Source organism: Tateyamaria sp., from assembly GCF_039940735.1.
In the GTDB taxonomy this organism is placed as follows: Bacteria; Pseudomonadota; Alphaproteobacteria; order Rhodobacterales; family Rhodobacteraceae; genus Tateyamaria.
Window position 1 is genome coordinate 32,487 of the sequence record NZ_JBDVGB010000053.1, and the last position, 16,969, is coordinate 49,455.

At 54.1% G+C, this 16,969-nt stretch carries 20 protein-coding genes and 2 pseudogenes; 13 read left to right on the forward strand and 9 right to left on the reverse strand.

Annotated features, from left to right (window positions below):
- Window positions 1-64: 64 nt before the first annotated feature.
- Window positions 65-631 carry a hypothetical protein gene (locus tag ABJF76_RS11335; protein ID WP_413820144.1) on the forward strand — a complete coding sequence of 189 codons (567 nt, stop codon included), beginning with the start codon at window positions 65-67 and terminating at the stop codon, window positions 629-631.
- 12 nt (window positions 632-643) lie between these two features.
- On the opposite strand, the gene zapE is transcribed toward ABJF76_RS11335, so the two are convergent.
- Window positions 644-1,705, reverse strand: a complete 1,062-nt coding sequence (gene zapE, locus ABJF76_RS11340; RefSeq protein WP_413820145.1) for a cell division protein ZapE — start codon at window positions 1,703-1,705, stop codon at window positions 644-646.
- A 138-nt stretch (window positions 1,706-1,843) separates the two neighbouring features.
- On the opposite strand from zapE, the gene ABJF76_RS11345 reads away from it, so the two are divergent.
- A complete protein-coding gene (locus ABJF76_RS11345; RefSeq protein WP_413820146.1) occupies window positions 1,844-3,085 on the forward strand; it encodes an MFS transporter in 1,242 nt (413 codons plus the stop codon).
- Here ABJF76_RS11345 and ABJF76_RS11350 read toward each other — a convergent pair.
- From ABJF76_RS11350 to ABJF76_RS11380, 7 genes and pseudogenes are all read right to left on the reverse strand, one after another.
- Complete coding sequence (locus ABJF76_RS11350; RefSeq protein ID WP_413820147.1) at window positions 3,082-3,996, reverse strand: alpha/beta fold hydrolase; 915 nt, start codon at window positions 3,994-3,996, stop codon at window positions 3,082-3,084. The two genes, ABJF76_RS11345 and ABJF76_RS11350, sit on opposite strands and share 4 nt — an antisense overlap.
- Window positions 3,993-4,904 carry an ornithine cyclodeaminase family protein gene (locus tag ABJF76_RS11355; RefSeq protein WP_413820148.1) on the reverse strand — a complete coding sequence of 304 codons (912 nt, stop codon included), beginning with the start codon at window positions 4,902-4,904 and terminating at the stop codon, window positions 3,993-3,995. Before ABJF76_RS11355 ends, ABJF76_RS11350 begins: the two co-directional genes overlap by 4 nt.
- On the reverse strand, window positions 4,901-5,521 hold the full coding sequence (locus tag ABJF76_RS11360) for an HAD family hydrolase (protein ID WP_413820149.1): 621 nt from the start codon (window positions 5,519-5,521) through the stop codon (window positions 4,901-4,903). The genes ABJF76_RS11355 and ABJF76_RS11360 overlap by 4 nt, the downstream gene beginning before the upstream one ends.
- Window positions 5,518-5,967: a YaiI/YqxD family protein gene (locus tag ABJF76_RS11365; RefSeq protein ID WP_413820150.1), complete on the reverse strand. Its 450-nt coding sequence runs from the start codon at window positions 5,965-5,967 to the stop codon at window positions 5,518-5,520. The genes ABJF76_RS11360 and ABJF76_RS11365 overlap by 4 nt, the downstream gene beginning before the upstream one ends.
- Window positions 5,968-6,021: 54 nt before the next feature.
- Window positions 6,022-6,852: an S-formylglutathione hydrolase gene (fghA, locus tag ABJF76_RS11370; RefSeq protein WP_413820151.1), complete on the reverse strand. Its 831-nt coding sequence runs from the start codon at window positions 6,850-6,852 to the stop codon at window positions 6,022-6,024.
- Window positions 6,853-6,954: 102 nt separating this feature from the next.
- On the reverse strand, window positions 6,955-7,878 hold the full coding sequence (locus tag ABJF76_RS11375; protein WP_413820152.1) for an AEC family transporter: 924 nt from the start codon (window positions 7,876-7,878) through the stop codon (window positions 6,955-6,957).
- Window positions 7,879-7,906: 28 nt separating this feature from the next.
- Window positions 7,907-8,095: pseudogene (locus ABJF76_RS11380) on the reverse strand (rubrerythrin family protein); the annotation flags it as partial.
- Window positions 8,096-8,144: 49 nt separating this feature from the next.
- On the opposite strand from ABJF76_RS11380, the pseudogene ABJF76_RS11385 reads away from it, so the two are divergent.
- A pseudogene (locus ABJF76_RS11385) lies at window positions 8,145-8,897 on the forward strand (IS6 family transposase).
- Between the two features lie 123 nt (window positions 8,898-9,020).
- Here the strand turns inward: ABJF76_RS11385 and ABJF76_RS11390 are convergent.
- Complete coding sequence (locus ABJF76_RS11390; protein WP_413820153.1) at window positions 9,021-9,740, reverse strand: FadR/GntR family transcriptional regulator; 720 nt, start codon at window positions 9,738-9,740, stop codon at window positions 9,021-9,023.
- A gap of 189 nt (window positions 9,741-9,929) precedes the next feature.
- Here ABJF76_RS11390 and ABJF76_RS11395 point away from each other — a divergent pair, with 189 nt between their 5' ends.
- From ABJF76_RS11395 to ABJF76_RS11440, 10 genes are all read left to right on the forward strand, one after another.
- Window positions 9,930-10,949, forward strand: coding sequence for a TRAP transporter substrate-binding protein (locus ABJF76_RS11395; protein WP_413820154.1), 1,020 nt, complete (start codon window positions 9,930-9,932; stop codon window positions 10,947-10,949).
- A gap of 58 nt (window positions 10,950-11,007) precedes the next feature.
- The gene (locus tag ABJF76_RS11400) at window positions 11,008-11,643 is read left to right on the forward strand and encodes a TRAP transporter small permease subunit (protein ID WP_413820155.1); all 636 of its coding nucleotides are present in this window, start codon (window positions 11,008-11,010) and stop codon (window positions 11,641-11,643) included.
- Window positions 11,644-12,981: a TRAP transporter large permease gene (locus ABJF76_RS11405; RefSeq protein ID WP_413820156.1), complete on the forward strand. Its 1,338-nt coding sequence runs from the start codon at window positions 11,644-11,646 to the stop codon at window positions 12,979-12,981.
- A 430-nt stretch (window positions 12,982-13,411) separates the two neighbouring features.
- Window positions 13,412-13,711: an ABC transporter permease gene (locus tag ABJF76_RS11410; RefSeq protein ID WP_413820157.1), complete on the forward strand. Its 300-nt coding sequence runs from the start codon at window positions 13,412-13,414 to the stop codon at window positions 13,709-13,711.
- Between the two features lie 4 nt (window positions 13,712-13,715).
- Entirely contained in the window at window positions 13,716-14,129 is a 414-nt protein-coding gene (locus ABJF76_RS11415; RefSeq protein WP_413820158.1) for an ATP-binding cassette domain-containing protein, read from the forward strand.
- Entirely contained in the window at window positions 14,032-14,289 is a 258-nt protein-coding gene (locus ABJF76_RS11420) for an ATP-binding cassette domain-containing protein (RefSeq protein WP_413820159.1), read from the forward strand. The genes ABJF76_RS11415 and ABJF76_RS11420 overlap by 98 nt, the downstream gene beginning before the upstream one ends.
- Entirely contained in the window at window positions 14,277-14,813 is a 537-nt protein-coding gene (locus tag ABJF76_RS11425; RefSeq protein WP_413820160.1) for a TOBE domain-containing protein, read from the forward strand. The genes ABJF76_RS11420 and ABJF76_RS11425 overlap by 13 nt, the downstream gene beginning before the upstream one ends.
- A 26-nt stretch (window positions 14,814-14,839) precedes the next feature.
- The gene (locus ABJF76_RS11430; RefSeq protein ID WP_413820480.1) at window positions 14,840-15,202 is read left to right on the forward strand and encodes an SDR family NAD(P)-dependent oxidoreductase; all 363 of its coding nucleotides are present in this window, start codon (window positions 14,840-14,842) and stop codon (window positions 15,200-15,202) included.
- On the forward strand, window positions 15,154-15,555 hold the full coding sequence (locus ABJF76_RS11435) for an SDR family oxidoreductase (RefSeq protein WP_413820161.1): 402 nt from the start codon (window positions 15,154-15,156) through the stop codon (window positions 15,553-15,555). The genes ABJF76_RS11430 and ABJF76_RS11435 overlap by 49 nt, the downstream gene beginning before the upstream one ends.
- A gap of 26 nt (window positions 15,556-15,581) precedes the next feature.
- Complete coding sequence (locus ABJF76_RS11440; protein ID WP_413820481.1) at window positions 15,582-16,955, forward strand: aspartate aminotransferase family protein; 1,374 nt, start codon at window positions 15,582-15,584, stop codon at window positions 16,953-16,955.
- Window positions 16,956-16,969 lie beyond the last annotated feature (14 nt).

Genomic DNA, 16,969 nt, shown 5'->3' on the forward strand with positions numbered 1-16,969 from the left:
CATTTTGCGTCATAAAAGGCTCGTGGACCAAATGTGTTACCCGAGCAGCTTTGAGGAAAGCAGTATGTTGTCGCGTGATGAACCGGTGCCGGATTTTGTACGATCCGTAAGCGAGGGCGATGCCCGCTCATCGACCAATATCAAGATGTTGTTGATCGCCGTCGCGTTTCTTTTTGTGACGATCGGATTGCTTTTGATCATTCCGGATGAACCGTCATCAACACCGATCCAAGTGGCAGAAACCTCACCTGTGGTGATCGAGGCCGAAGTCAGTCGCGCGGACGCATCGTTGCTTGAACTCGACATACCTGCGGCCGAGGCGGTCAGCCGCCAATTGCGCCAGCCGATCCGCTTGACCGACTCTAACGACAATCGCAACGATCTGAACAAGATGACCGCGGCTGTGCTGGTGGATTTCGGGTATGTACCCCCCCAAGGCGACCGGCTTCAAAACCTGCTTGTTCAAGCGCTGAGTGAAGGGCAATCGAATGCCTATATCGATGCGCTTCTGAATACAGCCGCTGCACGGGGTGAATTTACGCCCCCGCGACAATTGCTGCTTAGGTCTGGGCGAATGAACACGCAGGCTTTGCTTCAAGCGCTTGTTCGATTGGTCCAAAATCAAGGCTAAAGCGGAAACAACTTAAGCGCCAGCCGCCCAATCATCGCTTTGCATTTCGCGCAGACGTGACGCGGTGCGTTCGAATTCAAACGTGCCTTCGCCCTCAAGATACAGCATTTCCGGCATGGCTGCGGCGGAACAAATCAGTCTGACATGTGCCTCGTAAAGTGCGTCGATCAAGGTCACAAAACGCTTGGCTTCGTTAAAGTTGCTACGGGATAGGCTTGGGATGTCGTCGATCATCAGCACCTTGCAAGCGTCTGCGACGGCCAGAAAATCCCCTGGCCCAAGCGGCTTGGCACACAGGTCGAAGAAACTGGCGCGCCCGACACCGTTGCGAAATTGCGGGATCGTCACGGTGCGCCCTTTGATCGCGATGTCTAGCGGTTGGGCATCCCCACCCGACAAATCGGACCAGATCGCATCCATCTGTTTGCGGGCAAAGGCACCAAGCGGGCTAAAATAGGTGTTGCTGCCGCTTAGGCGATCTTGCCGATAATCGGTGGGCGAGGCGAGCTCCCAAACCTGCATGTGGTCTTTGAGGTGTTCGATGAACGGCACGAACAAAGGGCGGTTTAACCCGTCTTTGTATAGGTCATCGGGGATGCGATTAGACGTGGTGACAACGACAACGCCCGCGGCGAACAGGGCCTCAAACAAGCGCCCAACGATCATTGCATCCGTAATGTCGTTAATCTGCATTTCGTCAAAAGCGAGTAACCGAACGGATGCCGCTACATCTGCGGCGACGGGTGCAATCGCGTCATCGACCTCGCGTTTGCGCGCCTCATGCATTTGGGCGTGGACCTCTTGCATGAAGGCATGAAAGTGCACGCGGCGTGCCGGGACCTCGACGTGGCTGACAAAGAAATCCATCAACATAGATTTCCCGCGTCCGACACCGCCCCACAGATACAACCCCTTCGGAGGCTCAGGGGCACGGCGAAAAAACCCGCGTTTCACAGGCTCGGCCAATGCGGCGCGAATGCGTTCGAATTCGGGAAGCACTGCTTCCTGCGCGTCATCGCGTTTCAGGGTGCCCGCGTCCACAAGCCGCGCGTATTCTGTGATCAGATTGGTCATTGTGGTCCCTCGTACCCCGCTCTTGGCGACAAGAAAAGGCGGCGCATATCACCTGTTGTGATACCAGCGCAAAAAATGCTGATTTGACGGGCTTTGGTTCTCTCGGCACTGTGCTGAAATTCAATGAAGGAAACGTTCATGCACAGCCGCCCGTCTATTTTTACGCCCGTTCTGGTCGTGGGATGTGTCATCATCATGGTCAGCTTTGCGGTGCGCGCATCTTTTGGCGTATTCCAAATCCCGATTGCGGACGAATTCGCATGGCTGAGATCTGAATTTTCGCTCGCTATTGCGATTCAAAACCTTGCGTGGGGGATCGGCCAACCGATCTTCGGGGCCATCGCAGAAAAGATAGGCGACCGTAAAGCCATCGTAATGGGTGCGTTAATTTATGCTGCCGGCATGGTGCTGTCAGCCTCTTCGACCACGCCGCTGGAACACCAAGCCTATGCGTGGCTGGTGGGCTTTGGCATCGCAGGCACCGGGTTTGGCGTGATTTTGGCTGTGGTTGGGCGGGCCAGCAGCGACGAAAACCGATCGATGAGCCTTGCCATCGCCACGGCGGCAGGGTCGGCGGGGCAGGTGTTTGGCGCGCCCGTGGCGGAATGGATGCTGACGATGATGACATGGCAAAACGTGTTCCTGATTTTTGCCGCTGTGATTTTGTCGTTGATCCTAACCTTACCGCTGATGCGCGCGCCTGCGATGGCGTCAAAGGCCGAGCTAGAAGAAAGCATGGGCACGATCCTGATGAGGGCGTTCCGTGATCCATCCTATACGCTTATTTTTCTGGGCTTCTTTTCCTGCGGCTACCAACTGGCGTTTATTACCGCGCATTTCCCGGCCTTCATTACAGAGGTCTGCGGGCCGATCCTGCCGGGGGGCGCGTTGCATAATTTGGGCATCACAACGACGTCTGCCCTTGGGGCACTGTCGATTTCGTTGATCGGTTTGGCAAATATCGCGGGCACTTTGCTGGCCGGATGGGCGGGCAAAAGGTATTCTAAGAAGTACCTATTGGCGGGCATTTATACAGCGCGCACGGTTGTGGCGTCTTTGTTCATCCTCATGCCGATGACGCCAAGCACGGTGATCATTTTTTCCATCGCGATGGGGTCATTGTGGCTGGCGACTGTGCCGCTGACGTCGGGGTTGGTCGCGCATATCTATGGGCTGCGCTATATGGGCACGCTTTATGGAATCGTGTTTTTCAGCCACCAGTTGGGGTCTTTTCTGGGGGTCTGGCTGGGGGGGCGGATGTACGATCTTTATGGATCGTATGAACAGGTTTGGTGGGTCGGCGTCGCCATCGGCGCGTTTAGCGCGATTGTGCATCTGCCGATCCGCGAGCGTCGTCTAGATGCGCCCGCGTCCGCCTAACCCCGCGAAGCTTTGATTGCGTCCAGCACTTGATCGGTGTGCGTGTGGGTTAGCCCGTGACCTGCGCCGGGAATGACGGCTTGCTGGGCTTGTGGGTGCCATTCAGACAACGCGTCTTTGCTGGAAAGAGGGATAACGTCGTCGTCCTCTCCCCAAATGGCGAGAACGGGCAAGCCCATAGCTGCGATGGCTAGGTGTTGTTCATTGGTTTTGTGGCGCAGTAGGCCGCGCAAAGAAGATAAGATTGCCGGGAAGTAGCCACGCCGATCCGTTTCAGCATGCTGAAGGGCGTTGATATCTTCGACACTGCTGGGCAGTCCCGCCTCGGCACGGATCCCTTTGCGTAGGATGAATGGGTAGATCAGAAGGAACAGCCAATCGCCGATCACCGGCCAATCGCGCGTCATTTTGATTTTACCGCCCGCGATGTCATGCATACCGGCTGGAGCCAACAGGATCAGCTGCTTGACCTTGTCGGGATAGCGCGCCGCGAAATGCGCCACGACGGCGCCACCCATCGAATACCCCAACATTGTTAGCGGTTCGTCGATCTTTTCGAGGACAAGCAGGTCAACCAACTGCGTCACAAAGAAATCTGCGTCCTGTTTACCGTTCACAGCTTCAGACAGGCCACGGCCGTAATGATCATAGACAAGCACGCGAAACCCCAGCAATGCCAACCCTTTGGCCATGCCGCGCCACACATAAGAAGATGTGCTAAGGCCATGCACGCAAACCGCGACAGGCCCACGTTCTGGCCCCAGCCATTCATAGTAGGTTTCACCCTGTGACAGTAATTTAACTTTACCAGGGCTATCGGCACGGCGTTTTGCGCTGACGCCATGGCGCATCCACTCGATGGTTTGTGGAATGGCGATAACGCCAAGAGCCAGAACGACAACCCAGATCAAGATGTACGCCAGCGATCAAGAATATAGCGGCTGGTCATCAAATCCAGATGTGCCCCGCCCCCGTTTTTGAACAAAGTGATATCGTTTGCTGTGCGGGTAAAGGCCGGCAAGTCGTAATAGTCAGCTTTTATGGCGTCGCGTTTGATGGTTCCGGCCTCTAGCGGTATCTTTACCTCGCCTATATGGCCCAAAGTGGTGTCGAAATTGTCAACAAAGATCCGCGATTTCAGCAAGGCGGCGTCGTCGACCTCGCGCATGTCCGGGCGATAAGCACCGATCAGGTCGATGTGCTGGCCGGGGCGCAGCCATTCGCCTTTGATCAAGGGGTCTGTCGACATTGTGGCCGATGTGACGATGTCTGCCGCCTGCACGGCGTCAGCCAGAGTGTCGGCTATTTCAAGGCCGGGGCGCGCCTTGGCCATCGCTTCGGCATTGGCGCGGGTTCGGTTCCAAACGGTAAACTGTGCCTGCGGGAAGGCCGCGCTATAAGCATCAAACAGCGAACGCCCCACAGTTCCAGCGCCAACAATCAAAATGTTACGACTGTCCGGACGGGCCAGACGGCGGGCCGCCAACAGGCTGTCTCCGGCTGTCTTCCACTTGGTCACAAGGTGAAAATCCACGATGGCCTCAAGCGTGCCATCGCCGTCCGCATAAAGGTTCACCCCTCCGTTAACCATCGGCTTGTCGTGCCTTGGATTGCCGGGGAAAATGGTGGCCGTTTTAACGGCCATGCCCAGCCCGTTGATCCACGCTGCGCGACTAAGCAGCGTGTCGGAATCGCGGTACAGAAATGTGTCGCCGATCTCGGCCTTGGGCAAATGGTGCCCTGCGGCCAAAGCATCGGTCAGGCCAATCCAGTCAAGCAGTGCCTCGCCTTCGGCAAAGGGGATGAACGGAATATTCATGCGGCTTCGGCCGATGTAAGCAACCCTTCACTCACCAGCCGGTCCGCCCATCCTTGTGGATCTTCAAAAAGATGCGTCTGCCAGCCACGGGCGGCAGCAGCTTCTATATTGTCGGCGCGATCATCGGCAAAGATCAAGTCGGCGCCAGACAGCCCGCTGGCGTCCTCTAGCATCTGATAAATCTGCGCGTCTGGTTTGATCACTTGCATGTGCCCCGAGATGAAATCCCGATCGAAGGCACGTAAAAACGGATAGTGGGTTGCCGCAAAATCATAGCTTTGGATGCCGAAATTGGTGAGGGAAAACACGGGCATCCCCTTGGCTTGAAGAGCGGTCATCAAACGAACGGAATGGTCGATCACTGGAGTCGCCATCTCAATCCAACGGTCGTGCCACATGCGAATTTCGTCGCGCCATTCGGGATAGTCCTCAGCGCAGGCATAGACGGTGTCCGTGAAATGCGCGCCCATATCGACTTTGTCGTTCATGGCGTGCAAATCCACGGCGGCAAACATTTCGCGGCGGCGCGTTTCGCCGATGACGCTGTCGTAAAACCGTTCAGGTTGCCATTGGATCAGCACATTGCCGATGTCAAAAACCACTGCCTTGATAGTCATCGTTGTGCCGCCCTTAATTCACGTTCCAATGCGTCCAGAAAACGCGATCTATCCGCTTTGGTAAAGCCTTTACCGCCGCCCTGCCGAAAAGGATCGGCTGCGCGCAAGTCCGCCATCAAATCGCGGGTGGCAAGAACGTTGCCGATGTTGGCGGCCGTCAGCGCCTCGCCATTGTGTTTCAGAACACGCGCACCGGCTTCAACGCATTTGGCGGCAAGTGGGATGTCGCCGGTGATGACCACGTCTTTGGGGCCGGCACGGTCGGCGATCCACATATCCGCGACATCTGGACCGGAATCGACGATCACATTTTCCACAAAGGGATTTTGCGAAGGGCGCAAACCGCCATTGCTGACGACTTTCATTGGTATTTTGTGGCGAGTGGCGACGCGTTCTGCCTCGGATTTAACCGGACAGGCATCGGCATCAATGTAAAGTGTGGTCACAGCCAAACCTCTTTATTGCGCGGGCTCATTCCCACACCTCTTTATTGTGCAGGCTTATACCCACAACGCCTCTGCATGAAAGGCGACGTGATCTTCCATGAAGGATGAGATGAAGAAATAAGAATGGTCGTAACCGGGTTGCATGCGAAACGTCATCTGCTGACGACGTGCGGTGGCGGCCTCGGCCAAGGCTTCGGGTTTTAGTAAATCTAGGAACTGATCCGATGTGCCCGTGTCGATCAAAACAGGCCCGTCAAACCCGTTCGCGCGCATAAGCAACGTGGCATCGTGAGCGGCCCACGTCTCTTCATTGTTCCCCAAATATGCACTTAGCTGCTTGCGCCCCCAATCACTGGCCGTCGGGTGTGCGATGGGGGCAAAAGCAGACATCGACCGGAAACGACCAGGTGTCGCCATCGCCATTGTCAGTGCGCCGTGCCCGCCCATGGAATGGCCGGTGATCGATTGGCGTTCCATGTCTAAAGCAAAAGTTTCACCCAAAACTGCCGGCAATTCCTCCATCACGTAGTCCCACATGCGGAAGTGCTTGGCCCATGGATCTTGCGTGGCGTTCACATAGAAACCGGCACCCTTGCCAAGATCATAAGCGTCATCATCCGCCACATTATCGCCGCGCGGCGAGGTGTCGGGAAAGACGATGGCAATTCCATGTTCTGCCGCCCAAGTCTGTGCGCCCGCCTTGGTCATGGCGTTTTCATGAGTGCAGGTCAGGCCAGACAAAAACCACAAAAGCGGCACCGGGCCATCGCGCGCCTCGGCGGGCAGGAACAAGCCAAAGGTCATATCGCATGCACAGGTGGTTGAGGCGTGGGTATAGACCCCTTGGGTGCCGCCAAAGCAGGCATTCTCAGATTGGGTTTTCATCGGCGCGGTCCTTTTGGTTTGTTCATCGCTAGTGGGCGGCGGCGCGTACGGCAAGTTTTGGATGCCTCCGGCGGGAGTTTATTTGGCAAGATGAAGGAGGGATCAACTTATCCATGCGATCACGGCAGTGAGGCTGGCGATGCTGAGGGCTGTAGAGACAAGGATCGCCGCCGACACCCGCTGCGGGGCAACGCCGTAGTGTTGCGCCAGCATATAGATATTGCCTGCCACGGGCATAGCTGCGCAGGCAATGATCATGGCCGCCCCGAATGGGTCGACATTAAAGATCAAGAGGGCAGAAACCGCCACAGCGGCTGGGTGCAGCACCAGCTTACAAAAACTAAGCCAACCTGCGATCGGCAGACGTTCGGCCGATTTGGAAGCAAGCGATGAGCCGATGGCAAACAGTGCGCCGGGGGTGGCCGCACCACCGAGGATGGTAAGGAAGTCGTTCATGGGTTCGGGAATTGGGATTTTGAAACCAGACCAGATCAGTCCGAGGCTCATGGCGACAATCATCGGGTTTTTGACAAGTCCCATGGGGATCGTGCGCAACACAGCCCAAGACATGCGCCCATCTTGCCCGACAGAGATCAAGATCACGATCAGGCTGGAAAACACGATCAAGTCTGTGGCCAGCACCAACATCACCGGCCCAATGGCTTGTGGTCCGAACAACAGGGCCAGCATGGGCAGGCCTAGAAAGCCTGCATTGCCGATCACGGCGCATTGGGCCTCGACGGCGGTGGTCGGCATGTCGAGGCGCCGGATCATACCAACGCCTGTGGCGATCAAATAGACCAGCACCGTGCCCGACAGATACGCAAGGACAAGGTTCAAATCCCAAACCTCGGCCAATTCAAGATTGGCGGCAAAGCGGAAGATCATCGCGGAGAGCGCGAAGTAGAACACAAACTTGGTCAGGTATGCCGTGGCCTCTTGCGTAAAAAACCGCGTGCGCCCGGCCCAATACCCCAAGGCAATCAGTGCGAAGAAGGGCAGAGTTTTGAACAAGATCGCTAGCATGGATACGTCTTACCGCGCCGCGCGGGTGCTAGCCACTGCGGATTAGGATGCCAGTTGCAAAAACCAACGCCTCGCCGACAATGACTTGCAACGTTGCCCGCCGGAACGGTGTGTCCATGCATTTATTCGGTGTCCACGTGATGGCCCACAATTCGATAAACACCACGACAAAAGCGATGGTGGTCGCTGTTCAGGCATTGGTGATGAGGTAGGGTAGGAATTATTGCCGATTTTTTGACTGGGTTTGATCTGGGTAAGCCAGGTTAATGAATATCCCAGGCAATATGTCACGTCTGAAGGGCTTTGTTGTCCTGAAGAAGTCTTGCCTTTGCTGTTTGGGCGTACCATCGGCTAGTCCTGAGCACGGCTGATGTTGATGGCACATTGGTTGCATGGGGCGTGCTTTTCAGCCGCGAAACGGCTCGGTTGTGGGCTAATCGAGTTGGGCGTCACTTCGCAAGCTGCATTCGGCGCGACAGGCCTATCCCGAGTGACAAGTGGCACATGAACGAAGTTATGATCACGATCCGTGGCAAGAAGCGCTGGCTGGAGCGTGATCGCCGCGAGGGAGGACGTTCTTGATATCCCTGTACAAACGCTGGAATGTCAAAGCAGCAAGGCGCTTCTTCCAAAGGTAGGTCGCCCGGTTGGCGAGCCGAGGGTCGTCGTCACCCCTCTCGTGATATTGCATATTGCATATTGCACTGCACTGCCTTGCAACGGACAAGTTGCGTCGCTCTATCAAACTGATCAAGAGGCTGGCCTTGGACGCAGACCGCCGCGCCCACGAAAGCATGAACAACGCGATCGAAGTGTTGCATCGGCCAACCCGCAAACGAGAGAAGATTATATATGAGTTCAAATCCCACCGGCAGGTTCAGAGGTTTCTGCTTGCGCACGACCAAATCCACCCGACCTTCCGCCCGCGTCGCTACCAACTCACAGGACCCTCATACCGCCACGCCCGCCCCGATGCATTTAGCTTTTGGGTCGATTACACAGCAGAAATGACGGCATGATCTAACATTCGACAGTGCTCCACTATTTATGATCAACAACTTGGCAAGGCCTCGTCGCCTTGTGTCACGCATAGTATCTGTCGAATAGGTTGCACATAGTCTGGGATCGTAAATCCCAGAAACTCAAGCGTTGCTCGCACTAGAGTTGACCTGAAGCCCGCGACGTAGATGGATGCGCATGGCCGCCCCAGCAGCGTCAGCATCGCCAGATTTGATAGCTTCTGCAATGGCTGAATGCTCCTGACGCAGGCTGTCTTGATAGGTTGGCAACTCCTTTTGATCCATCAGATACATCGCATTTGCAGGAATGATGAACGGCCCGAGAAAGCGTAAGAAATCTACCATGTAGGAATTCTGTGTTGCGTTCGCGATCGCCAAATGGAACGAAAAGTCTTCGGTTTGGCCAAGTTCTCCGCTCTGATGAGCTGCGTGCTGTTTCTGCAGCGCCGCTGTCATGCTTTGAATATCCGCCTCCGTACGACGTACCGCTGCCAACTCAGCATTGGACACCTCCATACACAGGCGCAGCTCCATCGCTTGCTCCATGTGGTCTTTCTCGCTGAGATCTTTGCTGCAAAGCCGGAAAGGTTGCTGACTGATGTCTTCGCAAACAAAAACACCGCGGCCTTGGTGTGCCTTCACAAGCCCATCTACACGCAAGGTAGAGATCGCTTCTCGAATGACTGTACGGCTCACACCGAACAATTCCACCAGAGCATTCTCTGTTGGAAGCTGCGCACCCGGCGCGAAATCGCCCTTTTGAATCCCTTCTCGTAATTGATCAGCTACGCGTTCGCTGAGCTTGGGACGTCTACCCAAAGCGAGATTCTCAAAATCCGGCATGACCTCGACCCTTCAATATTTGCCTCACCCCAAAATGATTACCTTCACATTGTAGACAGCGGCCAGAGAAATCGTTCTTGTTGGTTGCTTTCCTGCAATTCATCATACAACATACAACATACAACATACAACACATGACGTTGGGAGGAAACGAAATTCGGCGTCATTACAAATTTTTGGGAGGAAGATATGACACTAAAACGCAATCTAGTCGGGCCATTCATGGCGACCATACTTGGGGCCACGGGTGCATTCGCTGCAGACTATGAGCTATCCATTCAGACCCATTTCAGCGCCGAATCGCTCAAAGGTAAGAACGTTCAAAGCATGATGGATGACGTCGAGCGCATGTCCGGTGGGCGTGTTGACGTCGAGATGTTCTATTCAGCGTCTTTGGTAAAAGCGACCGAAACATTTGATGCCGCAGTAAACGGTGTTATCGATGGCGACATGACGGGCGCTGCCTATCAGACGGGCAAAGACCCAGCGTTCCAATTCGTCGGTGATATCCTTGGTGGCTACGACACGCCTTGGGAAATGTACTCGTGGTTCTACTACGGTGGCGGCCTTGAAGCGGCTCAGCCTCTTTACCACAAGCACGGTATGCACGTTGTTGGTTGGTGGATTTCTGGTCAGGAATCACTGTCATCCACAAGCCCATTGGCTGGCGTAGAAGACTTCAAAGACTGGAAGTTCCGCTCTCCTCCAGGCATCCAAACTGAAATCTTCGCGGAATTGGGTGCAAGCCCGATCGTTATGGATTTCGGCGAAGTGTTTACAGCTCTTGAAACTAAAATCATTGATGGTGCGGATGCGTCAAACATCGCCACCAACACTGAAATTGGTCTCTATGACATTGCTAAGCATGCGACATATCCCGGCTTCCACTCGATGCCAGCTGACCACCTTGCGATCAACAAAGACGTTTGGGACGGTCTGCCAGCAGACATCCAAGCAATTTTTGAAGTTGCTATGGAAAAAATGGCGTTCCGCGAAACTCTCAGCCACCAGGTTGAAATGGGTATCGCTGCCGAAAAAGCAAAAGCCAACGGTGTGACGCTTTATAACTGGAACGCTGAGCAGCGCGAAGCATTCCGTACATTCTCTCGCGGCAAGTGGGAAGAATGGGGCGAAAAGACACCTGAAGCTGGTGAATTGGTGAACAGCCACATTTCTTTCATGAAGACAATCGGCCTGATCACACAATAATCGAACTTGGAGCGGCGGCGATCGCCGCCGCTCCATTTCGCATCAGAAAGCCAATTCCATGCCAATTCTCGACACATCCGGCTATCTTTGGGTGGCATCCCTGAGTGGCCTAACGCTTCTTTGGATGCTGTTCGTTGCGCCCAAATTCGTGCCCATGCTCTCGCGTGGATTACATGGGGCCGAAAGCCCGCCCCTCACAATTGTTGACCATATAACGTTGCGCATTTCGTCACTTTTGATGTTTGTTGTGGCCATGATCATGGGCATCATGCTGTTTGAGGTCATCATGCGATACGTTTTCGCGCGCCCGACGATTTGGGTTGAAGAGCTTTCGCGGTGGCTGGGCGGCGTGATATTTTTGGTCGCGGGACTATACGCGATGCAACAACGCACTCATATCCGCGTGACCATCGTTTATGACATCATCAATCGCAATGCGCAGCGTGCCATGGACGCGTTTGGTACAGCCTGTGTTTGCATCTTCTGCTGGGCTGTGACCTGGGGATACTGGGAAAACGCGATGCGTAAATTCAGCACTTGGGAGCTGTACGGCTCTGCTTGGAACCCACCAATCCCAGCCATCATGAAGCCACTAATTTGCATTGTCTGCGCTTGGATGAGCATTCAGGCGATTAATAACCTTATCGTCGATTGGCGCCGCGATGCGCCTTTGGCCCCGCCGGAGGATGTGTAATTGGGTATCGCGGAACTTTCTCTCCTGCTCGTACTGGCCATTGTCGTGCTTTTGGCCATCGGTGTGCCGCTTGGGTTTGCCTCAGGTTTTTTGGGTGTTCTTGTCGCCTATTGGAAATTGGGCGACCGAGGATTTTTCATCCTTGGCCAACGGATGTACGACCTGACTATCGAACACGCGCTTTTGGCGGTGCCGTTATTCATATTCATGGCCATGCTGTTGGAACGAAGTAACATAGCCAAAGATATGTACGACTCGATGAGTGTGTGGATGTCGCGCACCAAGGGTGGCATCGCGATTGTGACATCTGTCATGGCTATAATCATGGCTGCAATGTCAGGTATTATTGGCGGCGAGATTGTACTGCTTGGCCTTGTGGCTTTGCCGCAAATGTTACGCCTGAACTATGACAAACACCTTGCATGCGGAACAATCTGTGCCGCGGGTTCACTGGGCACGATGATCCCTCCTTCTATCGTTTTGATCATTTACGGCGTCGTCACCGAAACCTCGATTCACTCGCTATTCAAAGCTGCGATCATTCCCGGTTTGCTTCTTGGCTTCAGCTATATCGTTTACATCGCGATCCGTGCCCGTTTGCGTCCCCAAGACGCGCCTCTCCCCGAACTGGATTACGAGGTAACCTTCCGCGATAAGATCATCGCTCTCAAGGGGCTGCTGCCACCTATGCTTTTGGTGGGTGCGATCCTTGGATCGATCTATGGTGGTATTACGGGCATCACCGAAGCTGCGGCGATTGGGTGTATCGGGACGTTGCTTTTGATCACGCTGCGTGGCGAAATGTCTATGTCGCTGTTCATAGAAGCGCTGCAACGCACGATGCGCTCAACCGGGACAATCATGTGGGTTACGTTTGGTGCAACGGCACTTGCCGGTGCCTATTCGCTTGCCGGTGGTCCAACCTTTATCGCAAGCCTGATCAATGGACTTGATGTGCCTCCTATGGGCATCATTCTAGTCATGATGGTGATCTTCTTGTTCCTTGGGGCTTTGCTTGATTGGATCGGTATTGTGTTGTTGGTGATGCCGGTTTTCTTGCCGATTGTGGCTGGTATGGATCCGGCTGACATCGGTCTGTTGGGGAGCCTGTCACCGTCTCATGTATCTGTTTGGTTCGGCATCCTGTTTTGTATCAACATGCAGGTCAGCTTTCTCAGCCCACCTTTTGGACCCGCCGCGTTTTACCTTAAGTCGGTGGCACCACCAGAGATCTCTCTGGCCGATATTTTCCGCGGCTTTCTGCCATTTATCGGCATTCAGTTGCTGGTGCTGGCGGTCATGATGGCCTTCCCAGAGATTACAACCTTGTTGCTTTAACTTGTTCTCCCAGATGGGGGCCGGGCCTGACTTGGCCTGGCCCTTATCGAATTCCCAGTCAGTCTACCTGACGAAAGTCAAACGGTGACCAACACATAACTTTAGGCAGGCAGGTTTCTATCCCCATTATCCTTCAATAAACTCGACGGCGGCGAACTTCTGGTCGGCGGCACCAAGGGCCGATACACGCTTGTCATCGTAGATCGGGGCAAACATTGGCCGCGCAGTAAGAAATTCTTGAACGGGTTGCAAACCCGAACGGTCGAATGGGACGTCGCTGGATTTGGCATTGTTGTTGTGTCTGCCGACACAGTGAGCGAGGCGGAGCAAGGCGTTGTAGAATTCGGCTGAAGATCCGATCTTGGATATGGTTTGACCAAAGAACAGATGCTCCAGCTTGCTGCCTACTTTTCAGATCCAATTTCTCCAGATGAAACGGACCGTCGTCTTTCAGGGCCTGTGGCTTGTTGCGTATGGCCGGATGCCGCAGATCGCAACGGGTATCATTTTGGGCGATTTGTTTGCTTTTATCACATCGTTTGATGAAGTGATCGTAGCGTTATTCATCGCCGGAACGGAACAATACACGTTGCCGCATCAAGTGTTTTCAGGGATCCGCGAAAATTTGGATCCGACCATCGCAGCCGTGGCAACCGTGATGATCGTCGTATCGCTCGCGATACTTACATTGGCTCAATTCGCCGCCGCACGGGGCCAGAAAAATGGATAAACCTATGGATAATTTTGTCGAATTTAAGGGCGTTCAGAAATCGTACGATGGCGAAACGCTTGTCGTCAAAGACCTAAATCTAAGCATTGCCCGTGGCGACTTTGTAACCCTTCTCGGTCCATTTGGATCAGGGAAAAGCACCGCGTTGATGTTGTTGGCCGGATTTGAACCACCGACACGAGGCACGATCGAATTGAATGGCGAAATGTTAAACTCGGTCGCGCCCTTTGATCGCAACATCGGCATGGTCTTTCAGAACTATGCGTTGTTCCCCTATGGCGGTGGCAGAGAATGTCGCTTATCCGCTGAAAGTGCGCAAAATGTCCCGTTCTGGCATCGAAGTTCAAACACGGCGGACGTTGGATTTGGTGCAGCTCGGTGGTTTTGGCAATCGTTATCCCCGCCAGCTATCAGGTGAACAACAACAACGCGTAGCCGTCACGCGCGCGTTGGTCTTTGATCCAGTGTTGGTGTTGATGGACGAACCGCTTGGCGCGCTTGATAAAAAACTAGGCGAAGAAATGCAGGTGAAATTAAGCATATCCACGAAAACCTCGGCATCACTATGGTCTTTGTAACCCACGATCAGGACGAAGCCCTGACAATGTCAGATCGTGTTGCTGTGTTTGATGACGGGCGTATCCAACAGATCGACAAACCAGCAACCCTTTATGAACGGCCCGCGAACCAATTTGTGGCAAATTTCATCGGGGAAACCAACATGCTTCCTGCACGTGTCATCGGACGAGAAGGCGATTCAGCACAATTGGAGATGGACACTGGCGCGGTCGTTCAAGCCACTGTGACAGGCCCCCTCATCCAAGGCAGCCATGCAGTGCTATCGGTACGACCCGAGCGCCTGACGATTAATGCCACGGAAAGCCACTCAAACTCGATGAACGCCAAATTGGTCGAAACGATCTATCATGGTGCCAGCGCAAAAATGATTTTCGAGCTGGAAAAAGGCCATCGTCTTACGGCGCAATTGGGCGCTGGCAATCCAATGGTCGCAATGACCGCAGGTACAAATGCACAAATCGCATTCAATGCCAAAGGTGCGTTGGTCTTTGGAGTAGAAAGCAATACGCAGGAGACGGGCTAGTGCAAGAAGAGAACACCAACAAACCAGTGGTCGCCGTTACCGGGGCCAGCCGCGATATCGGCCACGTTATTGTCCGACATTTTCATAACAATGGATGGGATGTTGTTACGCTGGCCCGAACCCCATTTCCAGAAATCTGCCCTAGGGCAGATGGCATCGTGCAGCACATAAAAGTCGACCTGTCACAAAGTGCGTCTGTCATCACAGCAGCCGCTGAGCTGCGGGAAATTCTGAGTGGGCGGGGTTTGAACGCGCTGGTCAACAACGCGGGCATTTCACCTAAAGGGCCAGAAGGGCAGCGCATGGGCGCCATGCAAACTTCGATCAAACGTTCCTTGATGTGCAATATGTTAACCTCGTCGCCCCATTGCTGCTGTGCAAAGAATTGATCGCGCCCTTGAAACAAGCACGCGGCGCGGTCGTCGACCTCTCTTTTATCGCCGCGCATCAGGTGCACTCCTTTGCAGGGTCAGTTTGCGCGGTTTCCAAGGCAGGGTCATCGAGCTTTACCCGCGAACTCGGCAAAGTTGACGTGCGCGTCAATGTTGTTGCTCCGGGCGAGCTCAAGGCGGCAATCCTGTCACCTGGCACCGAAAAAGTCGTTGGAAATGAGGTGCCAATGAAGCGTTTAGGTCGCCCCGAAGAAGTGGCGGAAGTCGTACATTTGCTTTCCAGTAGCCAGTCATCTTACGTCTACGGCACAGAAATTCACATTAATGGCGGTCAACATATTGACGCCTAACACGAAAGATCCCGCACATGACCAAAATGAACGTCTTGCCCAATTCGCCCGAAGCGCGTGATGTTGCCTACCATTTCCACGGCTATACCAATGCCGCCGCCCACGAAGACAAGGGACCCATGATTATTGATCGTGGCGAGGGCATCTATGTCTATGACACTTCAGGTAAGCGATACATTGAGGCCCTGTCAGGCCTATGGTGCTGTGCTGTCGGTTTTAACGAGCCACGCCTCGCTAAGGTTGCAGCTGCCCAAATGGCTAAGCTGCCATTTTATCACAATTTCGGCCACAAATCCCACGAACCAGCCATCGATCTAGCGGAAAAGCTCATCTCAATGGCACCCGTCGAGATGAGTAAGGTTTTTTATACAAACTCCGGTTCAGAGGCCAACGACACTGTGCTGAAAATGATCTGGTATCGGTCAAATGCCTTGGGTCAGCCGAACAAGAAAAAGGTCATTGCACGGCAACGCGGTTATCACGGAGTGACGATCGCCAGCGGTAGCTTGACTGGTTTGCCCAACAACCACCGATCGTTTGATCTTCCCATTGACCGGGTGCTGCACACGACTTGTCCGCATTACTGGAAAGACGGGCATGACGGTGAAACAGAAGAAGAGTTCGCAAGCCGCTGTGCCAACGATCTGGAAACCCTAATCCAAGCAGAAGGCCCCGACACCATTGCGGCCTTCTTTGCTGAACCCGTCATGGGGGCTGGCGGTGTCGTCGTGCCGCCCAAAACCTATTGGAAAAAGATCCAAGAGGTTCTGAATAAACACGACATCCTTTTGGTCGCCGATGAGGTCATCTGCGGATTTGGTCGCACTGGTCATATGTTCGGATCTGAGACCTATGGAATGCGCCCCGATGTGATGGTGATGTCGAAACAGCTGACCTCGGGCTATGTGCCGTTTTCAGCCTTTTTGGTGAACGAACGTTTCTATGCGCCTGTGGCGCAAGAAAGTGGCCAGATCGGCGTATTAGGGCACGGATTTACGGGCGGCAGCCATCCATTGGGTTCGGTTATCGCATTGGAAAACCTCTCCATCATTGAAGAGCGTGGATTGGTTCAAAACGCCAGTGACACCGGCAGCTATTTTCGCGGGCATCTGGCCACTTTGCTGGATCATCCACTTGTCGGCGAAGTCCGCGGCGTGGGTATGATCGCCGCTGTGGAACTGGTCAACGATAAGGCATCGAAATCCGTTACAGGCCCGATTGGCCATTTGGGTGGCATAATGAATGCGGCGTTGCAAAAGCACGGTGTGATTTCACGCAATTTGGGCGATGCGATAGCTTTTTGCCCACCCATGATCACCACACCTCAGCAGGCTGATGATCTCTTCGCTATCATCAAACTCGCACTTAACGATGTGACCCAAGCGGTAAACGCAAGCTAAAGAAAGGCGTAAGC

What these genes read in the sequence shown, in the direction of transcription:
- ABJF76_RS11335 (WP_413820144.1), top strand. Translation starts at nt 65, where the DNA reads ATGTTGTCGCGTGATGAACCGGTGCCGGATTTTGTACGATCCGTAAGC.
- zapE (WP_413820145.1), bottom strand. Translation starts at nt 1,705, where the DNA reads ATGACCAATCTGATCACAGAATACGCGCGGCTTGTGGACGCGGGCACC.
- ABJF76_RS11345 (WP_413820146.1), top strand. Translation starts at nt 1,844, where the DNA reads ATGCACAGCCGCCCGTCTATTTTTACGCCCGTTCTGGTCGTGGGATGT.
- ABJF76_RS11355 (WP_413820148.1), bottom strand. Translation starts at nt 4,904, where the DNA reads ATGAATATTCCGTTCATCCCCTTTGCCGAAGGCGAGGCACTGCTTGAC.
- ABJF76_RS11360 (WP_413820149.1), bottom strand. Translation starts at nt 5,521, where the DNA reads ATGACTATCAAGGCAGTGGTTTTTGACATCGGCAATGTGCTGATCCAA.
- fghA (WP_413820151.1), bottom strand. Translation starts at nt 6,852, where the DNA reads ATGAAAACCCAATCTGAGAATGCCTGCTTTGGCGGCACCCAAGGGGTC.
- ABJF76_RS11375 (WP_413820152.1), bottom strand. Translation starts at nt 7,878, where the DNA reads ATGCTAGCGATCTTGTTCAAAACTCTGCCCTTCTTCGCACTGATTGCC.
- ABJF76_RS11390 (WP_413820153.1), bottom strand. Translation starts at nt 9,740, where the DNA reads ATGCCGGATTTTGAGAATCTCGCTTTGGGTAGACGTCCCAAGCTCAGC.
- ABJF76_RS11395 (WP_413820154.1), top strand. Translation starts at nt 9,930, where the DNA reads ATGACACTAAAACGCAATCTAGTCGGGCCATTCATGGCGACCATACTT.
- ABJF76_RS11400 (WP_413820155.1), top strand. Translation starts at nt 11,008, where the DNA reads ATGCCAATTCTCGACACATCCGGCTATCTTTGGGTGGCATCCCTGAGT.
- ABJF76_RS11410 (WP_413820157.1), top strand. Translation starts at nt 13,412, where the DNA reads ATGAAACGGACCGTCGTCTTTCAGGGCCTGTGGCTTGTTGCGTATGGC.
- ABJF76_RS11415 (WP_413820158.1), top strand. Translation starts at nt 13,716, where the DNA reads ATGGATAATTTTGTCGAATTTAAGGGCGTTCAGAAATCGTACGATGGC.
- ABJF76_RS11420 (WP_413820159.1), top strand. Translation starts at nt 14,032, where the DNA reads ATGTCCCGTTCTGGCATCGAAGTTCAAACACGGCGGACGTTGGATTTG.
- ABJF76_RS11425 (WP_413820160.1), top strand. Translation starts at nt 14,277, where the DNA reads ATGGTCTTTGTAACCCACGATCAGGACGAAGCCCTGACAATGTCAGAT.
- ABJF76_RS11440 (WP_413820481.1), top strand. Translation starts at nt 15,582, where the DNA reads ATGAACGTCTTGCCCAATTCGCCCGAAGCGCGTGATGTTGCCTACCAT.